This is a genomic window from Terriglobus saanensis SP1PR4 (genome assembly GCF_000179915.2).
In the GTDB taxonomy this organism is placed as follows: domain Bacteria; phylum Acidobacteriota; class Terriglobia; order Terriglobales; family Acidobacteriaceae; genus Terriglobus; species Terriglobus saanensis.
The window spans coordinates 3,030,568-3,044,113 of sequence record NC_014963.1 but is presented as its reverse complement, the minus strand read 5'-3'; the positions used below and the strand labels follow the sequence as shown (position 1 = coordinate 3,044,113).

The following is a 13,546-nucleotide window of genomic DNA, read 5'->3' as shown; positions in this document are numbered from 1 at the left end:
CAATCAACTTGATAACGGTCTTCGTTGTCAGTTGTTGGGAAGTATGGAGGCGCGGGTCGGGATCGAACCGACGCATAAAGGTTTTGCAGACCTCTCCCTTACCACTTGGGTACCGCGCCACCCTGGGTGCCCAAGCTACGGGCTGGACTCGACCTTTCCGGAAAGGTCTTCAGGAAAAGGAATCAAATTGGAGCGGGAGACGGGATTTGAACCCGCGACATCTTCCTTGGCAAGGAAGCACTCTACCACTGAGCTACTCCCGCTCAACATTTGTAAGTATATCGACCGTTGAGGCATAGGTCAACGCGAGGGCTTAGTTCGTCGCATGGATCTGGAAAGGAATGTACGGGCCAGCAAGATTGATATGTCCGCGACGCACCACAACGGGCGTTAACAACAGGACCATCTCGTCTTCCATTTTATTTCCAGTGTTGTCGGTGATGCTTTGAAAGCCGGGAAGGTCGCTCAAGCCGGGGATGCCGGAGATGGCCTTGGACTGGCTTCGCGTGAGCAGCCCCATAATCATCGCCGTCTCTCCTGCGCGTAAGGTGAGGTCCGAAGTGACCAGTTGGTTTGCAAGAATCGGGATATCATTTTGCGCTTGTCCGCTCAACGCTTCGATCTTCAACTCAAGATGCACCGAAACGTCGCCACTCCGCTGCATGTGCGGCGTGGCCTTGAGCGTCAGGCCGAGGTCTTCATACTGGATCTGCGGCACGACAACGCTACTGGCCGAACTGCCCAGGAACTGGGACAGCAGAGCTGCGGCGGTACTGGATCCCGCAGCGGTAGATATTCCGCTGGAATAGGTTGACGTCACGATCGGGAAGCGGGAACCGCTGCGGAAGGTGCCGGTCTCACGGTCGCTGAGCCGAAGTTGAACGTCATCCAGGGAACGCGAATCGGAGCTCGAAAGCGTAAGGTTGAGCGTTGGAGAATTTGCGGTGGAAAGAATAACCGTAGACAAGCCTCCTCCGACCTTCAGAAACGAGCCGGTGAGCAGATTGCTGCTGACTCCCGAAGCAATCAGGGCCAACGCAATGGCGATCTGCGATGGATTGGTACCCAGCGCACCGGAGGCCACAATCTGGTCTGCCAGGGTCTGGTTTGCCGAGATCAAACTGGAGGCTGCACCCGCCGGACTGAAAGCCGTCAAGGACTGCGGCGGAGTCAGGCCTGTGTCCTGTGACTTGTTTTTGCTGACGGAGTAGAGTCTCAATCGAAGCAGTACTTCACTTCCGCCATCAATCAGGTCTTCCAGAGTGCGGTTGATGGCATTGAGTTTTTCCGCTGACGCACGCAACACTAGAGTCCCGGCATGCGGTTGGACCGTGGCCTGTTTCACGTCGAAGATATTTCGAACGATATTGCCGATATCGTTGAGCTGCTCGGTGGTCAACCCGGGGAGAGAGACCATCTCCTCCATTTGCCGCTCCAACCGCTCCCGGTTTCCCGGCGTGTCCTCTGCGACCAGAATGGTTTTCTCATCGAGGGGAATCGCCATCAGCTTCGTCATCATGAGGACGATCGGCATCGCCTGGTCGTAGGTCACGTCCTCAAGATCGAGACGAATGGGCTTGGAGGTGACCCCGGCGTCATAGCTCACGCGCAGACCGTACTTTTGTGCAACCTGTTGCAGGATGCTTCGCGTATCGGAACGAAGGTGGAAGGTCTGCCGCGCCGCCAACGGCTGCAGAACGATCTCTCCCGCGAGCACTTCATGCAAGAGTCCCGGTGTCTCCGCAGGCGCGCTGGCAAAGTGCTGCTGCACCAGTGGATCGTCGGGGCTCAGGACGCGCGCCTGTGACAGCAGGGAATTCGCCTGCTGATCGTGTCCCCTTTGCCTTTCGAGTGCCGCCTGCTGCACCAGCTGCGCGGCCCTTCGCTGACGTGCGGTCGTAAGGCCCAGCACATATTCGTTATGTTGCGGATTCAGCTGCGCCGCGCGTGCAAAAAGCTTCTCTGCTTCGGCAAAGTCTCCCGCTTTAAATCGCTTGGCGCCGTCCATGTAAACGGCTTCCGCAGCGTTGGCGTCTTTTGCGGAAACTTTCTGGGACGCTTCCTTCGTCGTGTCCGCCCGGGCCCGCAGCACAGGCGAAAACACCGCCGTACCGCACAAGCAGACACAGCAAATCGCGTGCACAAAGCGGCACGCGCATCTGCGCATCGAAGGAGAATCCATCGTCATACCTGTGGATTAGACGGCGCTCGAGACTTATCGTGCAATAGAAATCGGCTGAATTCGTGCTCGGTCAGGCCGTTCACTGCGCGAAGGCCGCTTCATACCGTTGCGGATCTCAGCGGAGTCCAGATGCAACTCGGTCAGAGTGCGGCTCAGCGTATTGCGGTGCATGCCCAGTTCTTCGGCGGCTTTGCACTGGTTGCCGCGATGGCGCGCAAGCACTTCAAGGAGATAGCGACGTTTGAACTCGCGGACCGCGTCCGTATAGCTCATGCCGGTGGCGTACATATGAGAAACCAGGTTATCCAACTCGCGCTTCACTCGGACTCACCTCAAAATTCAGATCATCGCACCGGGGTGCCAGTATACCTCTACACTTTGGCGGGTCTTATCGATGGTTCTCCTGTCTTAGGCGCAGGAGGCTTCCAGCAATGCGGTCCATAAAGTTGCGTGGCAAGACGAAGGATATCTCATGAGCGCCCTCAAGGAAACTTGGAAGTAAGAAAGATCTTTTCGCCAGGTCTGTTTGTGGCAGATATCCGGCAAGGGGGAGCAGCGTCGCCGCCACCACCAGATAACCCCGCAGAAGCCCGAACAGCGCGCCCGCACAGCGGTCTGCAAAGCCAAGACCAACGACTTGCATCGTCCCTCGAATAATCCGTCCCGCCAGCGCGAAAAGCAGCATGGTTCCCAGCGAAATCGCAAGAAAAGCCACCACCTGCGCCGCCAGCGGAGGTGTAATCCATCGCCCCAGCGGAAGACTCAACTTCTGCGCATACCACCCCGCCAGCACAATGCCAACGACTATGCCTGCCAGTGAGCATAAGGATCGAACCAGGCCTCGGAGAAACCCCATGACCACAGAAGTTAATAGCGCACCCAAAAAAATCCAGTCGAGCACGTTCAGGTGGTGCAGGAACGTCTGCATCGCTTTAGGGCCCCTGGGGTGAATCCAGAGCGGACTTGTCCGTCAGCATGTGAAATGCCGCCAGATACTTCTCCCGTGTGCGCTCCACCACATCATCCGGCAGCGAGGGTGCAGGCTCCTGTTTGTTCCAGCGAATGCTTTCCAGATAGTCGCGTACAAACTGCTTGTCGAACGAGGGTTGCGCGCCTCCGGGAGCGTATCCGTCGATCGGCCAGTAGCGCGAGGAGTCTGGCGTTAGCACCTCGTCCGCAAGGGTAATACGGGGTGTGCCGCTCGCGTCTTCGATCAGGCCAAACTCAAACTTCGTATCCGCCAGCAGCAGGCCCTTGGTGCGCGCATGCTGCGAAGCCGCCCTGTAGATATCCAGCGTTAGCGTCCGCAGAGCTTCAGCTGTCTCCCCGCCGAGCGCGGCGACCACGGCATCGAAGCCAATATTTTCGTCATGGCCGGAGTGGTTCTTAGCCGCAGGGGTAAAGATCGGCTCCGGAAGTTCTTCGCTCTCCCGCAGGCCGGAAGGCAGGGAAATGCCGCAGACGGTACCCGTCTCCTGGTAATCCTTCCATCCGGAGCCGGAGAGATACCCACGAGCCACGCACTCCACGGGAAACATCTTCGCTCGCTTCACCAGCATGGACCGGCCTTCGAGCTGGTCCGCGTATTGGCGAAGGTCTTCGGGATACTCTGCGACCTTCGCCGTGATCAGGTGGTTTGGTACGAGAGCACGCAGATGTTCAAACCAGAAGAGCGAGATCTGTGTGAGCACCTTGCCTTTGTCCGGCACACCGCTTCCAAGGACGTGATCGAAGGCTGAGATTCGGTCGCTGGCAACAAAAAGAAGATGGTCTTCGCCAACCTCGTAGAGATCGCGCACCTTGCCCGTGAGCCACGGCTTACGGGGAGAAAGATCGGGATGGAGGAGTGTAGCCACTAGGCGACCGCACGCCGTGGTTCGGCGCGATTGATGTTCACGGAAACGATCTTCGACACGCCCGGTTCCTGCATGGTGACGCCGTAGATCACGTCTGCTTCGGTCATCGTCCGCTTGTGATGGGTGATGACGATGAACTGCGTCTCCCGGCTCATGTCATGAATCAGCCTGGAGAAGCGCACCACGTTGGCTTCATCCAGCGGAGCATCCACTTCGTCCAGCACGCAGAAGGGACTCGGCTGGAACTGGAAGATACCGACCAGAAGAGAAAGAGCAGTCAGCGCCTTCTCACCACCCGAAAGCAGCAGCACGTTCTGCGGCTTCTTGCCCGGCGGCGAAGCTACCAGGTCGATGCCGCTCTCCGCCGAGTTCGCCTCGTCCGTCAGCTTCATATACGCCTGTCCGCCGCCAAAGAGCTTAGTGAACGTCTCAGCAAAATTCGTGTTGATCAGAGCAAACGCTTCATCGAATTTCAGCTTCGAGATCTCGTCAATTTCCTTGATGGACATCTGCGTATTCTCGATCGAATCCAGCAGGTCCTTGCGCTGCCCTTCCAGGAAGCTATGCCGCCCGGAGGCTTCGGCAAACTCTTCCAAGGCCATCATGTTCACGGGGCCCATGGCTTCAAGCTTTTGCTTGAGCGAACGCGTCTCTTCTTCCGATTCAACGAGATGCTCCGCCTCGATGCGAATGATCGTCTCATCCGCGCGAAGTTCCGCAGACTCGATGCCCAGGTCGTTGATGGAAGCGGCATCGAGATGCTCGATCTCGGTAGCCAGTCGCGCAGCTTTGGCCGTCAACTGGCTCCGCTGTTCGCGCAAGGCCTCTGTCTCCGTACGCAGGGCACGCAGACGGCCATCAAGCTCGGCAAGCGATGCCCGCAGAGCGGAAGCCTCTTCGCTTAACTTCTTGCCTTCGCCCGACATCTCTTCCCTTACGCCGGTCAGCTCCGTCAGTTGCATCGCCAGCGAGACGTTTTCCTCTTCGCGGCGAGTCTTCTCCGCCGCTGCCGCTGCCAACTGCTGCTCCACCTGCATCAACCGCTGTTGCTGGTTATTGCGAAGTCGATCGTTCTGTTCAAAGTTCGCAGACGCATTGCGACGGCGCTCTTCCAGGCCTGCCAGCGCGGCAGAAGCCGCAGCCGCTGCCTGTTGCAGCTCTTCGCGGCGCTCGCGCAACTCAGCAGCGCCCTGCATGATGCCGCTGATGCGCTCTTCCAGCGCAGAGCGCTCGCCGTCGATCCGCTCGGCCTCTTCGCCTTTGCGCGCCTTCAACTCTTCTTTCGCACCGCGCGCATCGCGATTGCGCTCGCTCGCAAGAGCCCAGTCCTGCATTCGGCGTTCGATGCGTGCCGTTTCGGACTCCATCTGTCGCAGGGCAGCACCGGAGTTTGCGGCCTCGCGCTCGGCATCGCGACGCTCGGCGCTTTTAGACTCCAACACCGCCTGCATCTGCGTAATCTGCTGTGCCAACGCGGCGGAGTGAAGATCGGTCTTCGAAAGTTCGATCTCGACGGCATCCAGCTTCTGCTGGACCTCGCGCAACTCGCGCTTGATGGCGAGAGGACCCTCGGCGCGCTGCTTGCCGCCGGTTACGGTGATGTTGTGGAAGGTCTCGCCATTTGGAGAGAGAAAGAACGCCTCAGGATTCTCCAGTGCCAGCGAACGCGCTACTTCGGAGTCCGGCGCAACATATCCTTCGCGCAGCTTGGGGAGAAAGACTTCCAGAGACTTGCCAAAGCCATCCAGCACCTTGATGCAGTTCTTCAACGGCACCACGCCAGCGATCTCCGTGGTCATGCTGCCGGACATACCGGCAGAGTGGTTCACGCGTGCCTGTGCGTCATCCGGATGCACCAGGAAGGTAGCGCGTCCATCTACGTCGCCCTTCAACATCTGCATGCCCGCATCTGCGGCATCCCAGCTCTTTACGACGATGTAGTTCAACTCATCGCGCAGAAACTCGTCGACTACTGTCTCGTACTGGCCTTCGACTTCGAGGAAGTCTGCCAGCGTTCCCACCGGAGCCATTGGGGAGCCCTTCTGGTTCGCGCTGAAGATCTTCTTCACCGTATCGGTGGAGTAGCTATGGTCGCGGATGAGCGATTGCAAAGAGTTCCGACGTCCTACAAGCGTTGCCATTTCGGCGCGCATGCCGTCACCACGACGACGCGTCTCCAACTCTTCCTTGCGCCCGGATTCCAGCTGCAGACGAAGCTCTGCAATCTCCTGTTCCAACCGCGCCAGCCGCTCGTTGACGGACTCGAAGCTCATCTTCACCTGGCCGCGCTGCTGGCCAAGGGCCTCCAGTTCGCGCCGCGCCTGATCGCTCTCCGCATTCAGCCTCTGCGACTCACGATCAAGCCCCGCCAGCGCTTCTGCGGCCTGCGCCTCTTCGTTTCGCGTCTGCGAAGCCCGCTGCAGCAATTGCATCGTCTGCCGTCGGCCAGCCTCGGCCTCCTGTTCGGCGGAGTTTACCGCGCGCACAGCCTCGCCCGCTTCGGTCTGTTTCTGCTGAGCCAAAGCACGGGCGGCGGCTGTTTCCGCCGTCGCCGTTTCAAGGAAGCTCTTCAGCCCTGTGCTCTCTGCTGCCAGCCCTTCAAGCTGTGTACGAATCTGCGCCAGCTCATCCTGTCCTCCGGCAATGCGCGAGACGAGATCGCTGATGCGGTCCGTGTTTGCGCCCGTACGCGAGACGATGCGCTCCAGGTCAACTGCTGCCTGGTTTGCACGCAGGTTGGCGTCGCGAATCTGCTCGTCCATCGCATAGCCGCGCTGTACGCCTTCGGTATGCTCCGCGTCCATGGTCTCCACGCTGGCGGCCTGCGTGTCGATGCGCCCGTTCAACTCGGCAATCTTCTCCGCCGTCGCCGCCTGGTCGGCATCCATCTGCGCCATACGACTTGCGAGCACGACGCGCAGTTTGGTGCGCAACTCATCTCGCAGAGCACCGTAACGCTCCGCTTTGGACGCCTGCCGCTTCAGCGAGGCCATCTGTCGCGTTACTTCCTCAAAGATATCGTCCACGCGTGCAAGGTTTTGCTTCGCCGCTTCCAGACGAAGCTCTGCAAGCCGTTTCTTCGTCTTGAAACGCGTAATGCCCGCAGCTTCTTCGATGATCGAACGGCGATCCAGCGGCTTCGAACTCAGCAACTGTCCGATGCGCTCCTGCCCGATGATGGCGTAGTTCTCGCCGCTCAGACCGGTGCCCATGAAGATGTCCTGAATATCGCGCAGGCGGCAGATCTTCCCGTTCAGAAGGTATTCACTATCGCCCGAACGAAATAGACGACGCGTGACCGTGATCTCTCCCGCACGCACCGGCGTCCGGTTGAACTTTCTCCGCCGAATCTTCAAAATCACATTCGAAGAGGTAGCTCCCTGCGTCGCTTCCGCGTCTGCTTCAACCTCTTCCGCAGGTTTTCCAGCTTCTTCGGAGCCATCCGCTATCGTGCCCGGCTGGGCCTCCTGCACGGCTTCTTCGGTCGCCGCAGCAGACTTTGCCCGCACTTCGCTCTCGTCCCAGTCCGAGGGAACATCGTCTCGCATCACGATCTCTGGACCGTCGTCCGCAGAAGGGACTGCACCGTCGTAGACCTCAGGGTCGACCAGCGTCAGCGAAACCTCGGCCATACCGGTCGGTTTCCGGTCGCGCGTTCCGGCAAAGATGACGTCCTCCATCTTGATGCCGCGCAGGCTCTTTGCGCTCTGTTCACCCAGCACCCACGTAATCGCATCGGAGATGTTCGACTTGCCGCATCCGTTCGGTCCCACCACGGCGGCAATGCCGCTGCCCGAGAGCTGAACATCCGTACGATCGCAGAACGATTTGAACCCGAGAATCTGAACGCGCTTGAGCTTGAGCATCTACCGAAGAACCTCCACACCATGCAAAACGGGACGAACCACTCTTGTGGGCCGCCATACCGCGCCTGGGACTGCTTTCAAGCTATCCGCCCGCGTAGGCCGGAATCAACATCCAAACCCAATATGTTGTGGATAAGGAGGTAGGATTTCCATTGGTAGGTGTTCTGCAGCACTTCCTGTGGTTTGAGGGTCTACCTTCCAGTCCTTTAGACTCTTGGTCGGGAGCTTTCCATTTCCCTCAAACGCTCGGCGATCAATCCCTTGCGCCCATCAAACGCTATTCTTATAATCCGCATCATTACCTGAATGCATCACGAACTGATACAAAGAAAGCTACAAAGAAAATTGACGCACTTTCTTAGATTTCCCGGACTCGAGGAGCTTCACATGAAGAAGGTTGTATTTGCCTCCCTGCTGGCGGCCGCAACACTAACCACAGCAACCAGCTACGCGCAGTCGGCGGTAAACATCAACCAGGGTGCACAGGCTCCGGCCGCTGCAGGCCAGGTTCAGATGGCGCAGCCTGAGTACAACGCGTACACCAACGCCACCTCGCAGACCGACCCAAAGGCCAAAGCCGCCGCGCTCGAGTCTTACCTCACCACGTATCCCCAGTCCAGCGTGAAGACCTCTGTTCTTGAGCTCCTGATGGGTGCCTACAGCACCTTCGATCCGGCCAAGACGATTGACGCTGCCGACCGCCTGCTGCAGGTATCGCCCAACAACATCCGCGCTCTCGCTGTCGAAACCAGCCTTTTGAAGGCTCAGGGCGATCAGGCGACGGATCCCGCCGCCAAGCAGGCTGCTTACGGTAAGGCCGCAGGCTTCGCCCAGCGCGGTCTGAAGGCGACCAAGCCCGCCGATATGCCGGATGCAGACTTCGCCGCTATCCAGAAGCAGGTTAACCCCTATTTCTATTCGGCGATTGGCATTGACGCCCTCACCCGTAAGGATTCTCCTACTGCCATCTCGGCATACGAGTCAGAGTTGAAGTCCGTTCCCATCGAGCAGACCCAGGCTCCCGGTCCAATTCTTCAGGACACGTTCTTCCTAGCTCAGGCCTACTACGGTGCGACACCGCCTGATCTCAGAAAGTGCACCTTCTACGCCACACGTACGGCGAACTTTGCACCCGACCAGTACAAGCCCACCTTCCAGCCGCTGGCCAGCTATTGCTACAAGAAGTACCACGGAAGCGACGAGGGCTACGACGCTGTGAAGACTGCAGCGGCCGCGAACCTCTTTGTTCCTGACTCGTTGGTCATCAAGCCCGCTCCTACCCCGCAGGACTACGTCGACCAGACGCTGGCCAGCACGCCGAACCTGGATACCCTCGCACTAGCCGATCGTGAATTCATCATCACCAACGGCAAGCCCGAGCAGGCAGACAAGGTCTTCGCACCCGTCAAGGGCAAGGAAGTCCGCATTTCCGGCACAGTCATCTCCGCTACTGATTCTTCCGTTGCTCTCGCGGTTTCGGATGATGCGAAGCAGGCAACCAAGGCTGACTTCACCTTCGCGATGAAGGAGCCTCTCAAGACGGTTCCTGCAGTCGGTTCGACCATTGAGCTGACAGGCACCTTCGACTCCTACACGCAGAGCCCTCTCATGATCAACATGACCGGCGCCGAGCCCGTAGCCAAGGCGAAGGCTGCCGCTCCGACGCATCGCACCACCACCCGCAAGCGCTAAGCATCGCGCAGCAAGAAAAAGGGCAGCCCTCGGGCTGCCCTTTTACGTTTTCGTGTTACCACCGACTCGGTGCCCCATTCATCGCAGCTTTATCGCGATGAGTGGGTTATGCGCGAAGCGGATAACCTCTCTACTCCCCCAACATAATCCGCTGCACCCGTATCGCCCTGCCCGTGCCGCCATCACACTCCACCACCAGAGCGCACATCTTGGGATTGCCCTTCGCAGGCTCAAACTTTCCTGGCATGCCTGTCAGGAATCGATGCAATACCAGGTCTGTTTCCACACCGATCACAGAGTCATACGGTCCGCTCATGCCAACATCCGTTTGATACGCCGTTCCACCCGGCAACACACGTTCGTCCGCCGTAGGGATATGCGTGTGCGTTCCCACAATCGCCGTCACGCGTCCATCGAGATGCCATCCCATGGCGACCTTCTCGCTCGTGGCTTCGGCGTGGAAGTCCACGAAGATCACCTTGGCCGTAATCGTCTTCAATATCTCGTCGATCTTGCGGAACGGATCGTCATTCGAAGCCATGAAGACGCGCCCCTGCAGGTTGATGACAGCATAGGTCTGTCCTGCAGGGAGCGACCCTTCGTAGATGCCGTACCCAGCCGTACTTGGCGGGTAGTTCGCCGGCCTCAGAATCCGCCGCGCGCGTCCGTGTGAATCTGCCGGGACCTTCAGGTAGTCGAGCAGCTCTCGCTTGTCCCAGAAGTGATTGCCCGTCGTGATGACATGCGCGCCCAGGTCAAAGAGGTCGTCTGCAATCGAAGGTGTAATCCCAAATCCACCCGCGGCATTCTCACCGTTGATGACGAGGAGGTCGATCTCATGTGTCTCCATCACATGTCCGACGTGCTCCGCCACAATCTTCCGTCCGGCAGAGCCGAAGACATCACCCACAAAAAGAATCTTCACTGAGCGGGCCCCGACTCTTCTTCGCTCGCAGTCAGGATTACTTTGGCTTGTGGTCTCAAGAGAGGAAACAGGATGACATCGCGAATGGACTTCGCCCCGGTCAGCACCATCGTCAAACGATCGATACCGATGCCCTCACCACCCGTGGGCGGAAGGCCATAAGACAGCGCGCGCACGTAGTCCGCATCCATCTGGTGCGCCTCGTCGTCGCCACGTTCTCTCTCGCCAAGCTGCGCCTCGAAACGCGCACGCTGGTCCACGGGATCGTTCAACTCGCTGAAGGCGTTGCCCACTTCAAATCCGCCAATGTAGAACTCAAACCGCTCCACCCACTCCGGCTCATCCGGCTTCACCTTGCTCAGAGGACTGACCGCGAGAGGGAAGTCGTAGATAATTGTCGGCTGAATCAGGTGTTCTTCCGTAATCGTCTCGAAGATTGTGGCGATGGTTTTACCCAATGGATCGGCTGGAACATAAGGCATGCTCAAGCCTGTCGCGCGCAGGCTCATCACCATCGCATCGATCTTCGCAGGATGCGCAAAATCTCCATGCTCCGGAGCCGCGCCCGCAGCCGCAGGCCACCACTTCACAATCGCCTCGCGCATGCTCAGCTTCGTCCACTTGCCGAGATCTATCTCGTGACCACCAAAGTTTGTGATCGTCGTTCCATTCACTTCCTTCGCAACGAAGGAAACCAGGTCCTCCGTGATCTGCATCAGGTCGTGATAGTTGGCATACGCCTGGTAAAACTCCAGCATGGTGAACTCGGGATTGTGCCGCGTCGAAACACCTTCATTGCGGAAGTTCCGGTTGATCTCGTACACACGATCCATGCCGCCCACAACGAGCCTCTTCAGATAAAGCTCCGGCGCGATGCGCAAAAACAAATCAAGATCCAGCGCATTGTGATGCGTGGTGAACGGACGCGCCGCAGCGCCACCCGCAACCGGCTGCATCATCGGCGTTTCGACTTCGATGTAGCCACGATCGTCGAAAAACTTTCGCAGGGCACGCAGAACTGCAGCGCGCTTTACAAACACATCACGTGCAGGAAGACGTGTCTGCTTCGCCTCTTCCCCCTCGCCTTCAAAGTCTCCGGTGTCAGAGAAGAGATCGACATACCTTTGCCGATAGCGAAGCTCCACATCCTCCAGACCGTGGAACTTGTCCGGCAGCGGAAGCATGGCCTTCGAGAGGAAGGTAAGCTCCGTCACATGTACGCTCAGTTCATTCGTCCGTGTGCGGAAGAGATATCCCTTCACGCCAACGTGGTCGCCCAGGTCCATCAACTTGTACATCGCATAGGCGCGTTCGCCGACGGCATCCTGCCGCACATAGATCTGCAGCCGCACACCGTTCTGCTGCAGTTGGGCAAAGCCAGCCTTGCCCTGCGCGCGGATCGCCATGATGCGCCCGGCGACGGACACCTCCGGCTTTGCAGCCTCCAGCGCTTCGCCGCTCTCGCCGTCATACTGCGCCCGCACCTCGGGTAGCATGGCCGTCCAGGTAAATCCGTTGGGATAGCTGGCCGCAGCCTTGCTCAGGCCACCCTCGACACCCAGTGCGGTAATCTGCTGCAGCTTCTGCTGCCGCAGCTCAAACATCTCTTCTTCAAACTTCGATTCGAACAACTGGAGACCTTCAAAGCGGACGGATTCCGCGCAAAAGCTAAGTATATCCACCCGCTCACAAAACCACCGCTTACTTCGGTCACGCAAAGCATATCCATCCACACGCAACTTAACGCTCGTCTCAAGGGTCTAAAAGAGAGAGAAAGAAGGAGGGAAGTATGTCTTATTGGAAAACTTTTGGTTTATCCACCGTCGCTGCTGTTGCATTGGTGAGCAGCGCGCCCGTGTCCACGGCACAGGTTTCCATCAATATCGGGGTTCCTCCTGGATGTCCCTATGGATACTTTGACTATGCTCCCTATAGCTGCGCTCCCTATGGCTATTACGGGCCAGACTGGTTCACTGGTGGGGTGTTCATCGGAGCTGGCCCCTGGTTTCACGGTCCCCACGGCTTCTATGGTCATGTAGATAATCGCTTCGATCCCCATCACGGCTATGCCGGACCTTTGCCGAACCGTGGCGAGGCCGCATTCAACCACTTCCATGCCAATGAAGCCCGTGATGGACAGGGTCATGTCGGCAACGCAGGCCATGATGGCGGCAACGAGCATGCCCCTGGTGCCCCTCGTGGCGGCGGCGAACATGGTGGCGGCGGTCACCGCTAACGAGCCGTCCCGTGGTCGATTGGCCTTTGCCGCCGGCCACGGGGCTCAAAACGACGGACCGTGAGCGCGCGGCAAACATTCCAGAGACTCGCGATACCATAGGGTCTGCCATGAGCGACCCCAAATCACAACCCGGTAAACCTAAGGGCGCGCTCGGCGATCTCGTCAAAGCCGAATCCATGATTCAGCTAGCCATCGCGCTTCCCGCGGGATGCGTCATCGGCTGGCTACTGGGCAGTTGGGCCGACCGCCACTTTCACACCACCTGGATCGGTATCTTTGGCATCCTCATCGGTGCGGCGGCAGGATTTATTCAGATCATCACCACGGCAAAGCGCTTCATGAAAGATCCTGACTAGCAGTGGACTACACCGACAAGCATTTTGAAGACGCCATCGCCCGTGCCATTCGCTTGGTTGCCATCCTCACCGTCGTGGCGGTACCGCTTTTCTGGTGGAAGGCTGGTTGGCAGTCCGCTCTGCTGGTGCTCATCGGCGCAGCTATCAGCGGCAGCGGGTTATGGGAGTGGCGTCGCCTGATGAGCGCCATTGCCCTGCGGATGGACCTCGAAAACCAAGAAGGCAAGAGCCCCTCTATGGCGCCGATCCTCATCATGTTCTTCATGCGCCTCGGCCTGACGCTGGTCATTCTGTATGTTAGTCTTAAGTATCTGGAAGGCTCTGTTTTTGCGCTTGCTGCAGGCCTCGCGATGGGTATTTTTGCACTCACGTTCGAGGGGATCAGGCTGCTACGCGCGGGCACAATCTAAGAGCCGTTTCGAGACCTTTT

At 58.5% G+C, this 13,546-nt stretch carries 11 protein-coding genes and 2 tRNA genes; 4 read left to right on the top strand and 9 right to left on the bottom strand.

Features of this window, described 5'->3' with window-relative positions; all coding sequences use genetic code 11:
• Positions 1–44: 44 nt before the first annotated feature.
• The 7 genes from ACIPR4_RS12450 to smc form a co-directional block, all read right to left on the bottom strand.
• Positions 45–119 (bottom strand) — tRNA-Cys (locus tag ACIPR4_RS12450).
• Positions 120–188: 69 nt separating this feature from the next.
• Positions 189–263: transfer RNA gene (locus ACIPR4_RS12445), tRNA-Gly, on the bottom strand.
• A 50-nt stretch (positions 264–313) separates the two neighbouring features.
• On the bottom strand, positions 314–2,092 hold the full coding sequence (locus ACIPR4_RS12440) for a hypothetical protein (protein ID WP_187290171.1): 1,779 nt from the start codon (positions 2,090–2,092) through the stop codon (positions 314–316).
• 123 nt (positions 2,093–2,215) lie between these two features.
• Positions 2,216–2,503, bottom strand: a complete 288-nt coding sequence (locus ACIPR4_RS12435; RefSeq protein ID WP_013569013.1) for a helix-turn-helix domain-containing protein — start codon at positions 2,501–2,503, stop codon at positions 2,216–2,218.
• A 67-nt stretch (positions 2,504–2,570) separates the two neighbouring features.
• Positions 2,571–3,110, bottom strand: coding sequence for a CvpA family protein (locus tag ACIPR4_RS12430; protein WP_013569012.1), 540 nt, complete (start codon positions 3,108–3,110; stop codon positions 2,571–2,573).
• Between the two features lie 4 nt (positions 3,111–3,114).
• Entirely contained in the window at positions 3,115–4,038 is a 924-nt protein-coding gene (locus ACIPR4_RS12425) for a phosphoribosylaminoimidazolesuccinocarboxamide synthase (RefSeq protein WP_013569011.1), read from the bottom strand.
• A complete protein-coding gene (gene smc, locus ACIPR4_RS12420; RefSeq protein ID WP_013569010.1) occupies positions 4,038–7,904 on the bottom strand; it encodes a chromosome segregation protein SMC in 3,867 nt (1,288 codons plus the stop codon). The genes ACIPR4_RS12425 and smc overlap by 1 nt, the downstream gene beginning before the upstream one ends.
• Positions 7,905–8,291: 387 nt before the next feature.
• Between smc and ACIPR4_RS12415 the strand changes: the two genes are divergently transcribed.
• Positions 8,292–9,596 carry a hypothetical protein gene (locus tag ACIPR4_RS12415; protein ID WP_013569009.1) on the top strand — a complete coding sequence of 435 codons (1,305 nt, stop codon included), beginning with the start codon at positions 8,292–8,294 and terminating at the stop codon, positions 9,594–9,596.
• Positions 9,597–9,726: 130 nt separating this feature from the next.
• Here the strand turns inward: ACIPR4_RS12415 and ACIPR4_RS12410 are convergent, their stop codons facing one another.
• Together ACIPR4_RS12410 and lysS are read right to left on the bottom strand one after the other, a co-directional pair.
• Positions 9,727–10,521, bottom strand: a complete 795-nt coding sequence (locus ACIPR4_RS12410) for a TIGR00282 family metallophosphoesterase (protein WP_013569008.1) — start codon at positions 10,519–10,521, stop codon at positions 9,727–9,729.
• Positions 10,518–12,152: a lysine--tRNA ligase gene (gene lysS, locus ACIPR4_RS12405; protein ID WP_041586077.1), complete on the bottom strand. Its 1,635-nt coding sequence runs from the start codon at positions 12,150–12,152 to the stop codon at positions 10,518–10,520. Before lysS ends, ACIPR4_RS12410 begins: the two co-directional genes overlap by 4 nt.
• Positions 12,153–12,310: 158 nt before the next feature.
• On the opposite strand from lysS, the gene ACIPR4_RS12400 reads away from it, so the two are divergent.
• Genes ACIPR4_RS12400 through ACIPR4_RS12390 form a run of 3 tightly spaced genes read left to right on the top strand, consistent with a single transcriptional unit; the run spans position 12,311 to position 13,526 of the window.
• A complete protein-coding gene (locus ACIPR4_RS12400; protein ID WP_013569006.1) occupies positions 12,311–12,757 on the top strand; it encodes a hypothetical protein in 447 nt (148 codons plus the stop codon).
• Between the two features lie 11 nt (positions 12,758–12,768).
• Complete coding sequence (locus ACIPR4_RS12395) at positions 12,769–13,116, top strand: AtpZ/AtpI family protein (protein WP_245536320.1); 348 nt, start codon at positions 12,769–12,771, stop codon at positions 13,114–13,116.
• A gap of 2 nt (positions 13,117–13,118) precedes the next feature.
• Positions 13,119–13,526, top strand: a complete 408-nt coding sequence (locus ACIPR4_RS12390; protein WP_013569004.1) for a hypothetical protein — start codon at positions 13,119–13,121, stop codon at positions 13,524–13,526.
• Positions 13,527–13,546: the final 20 nt, after the last annotated feature.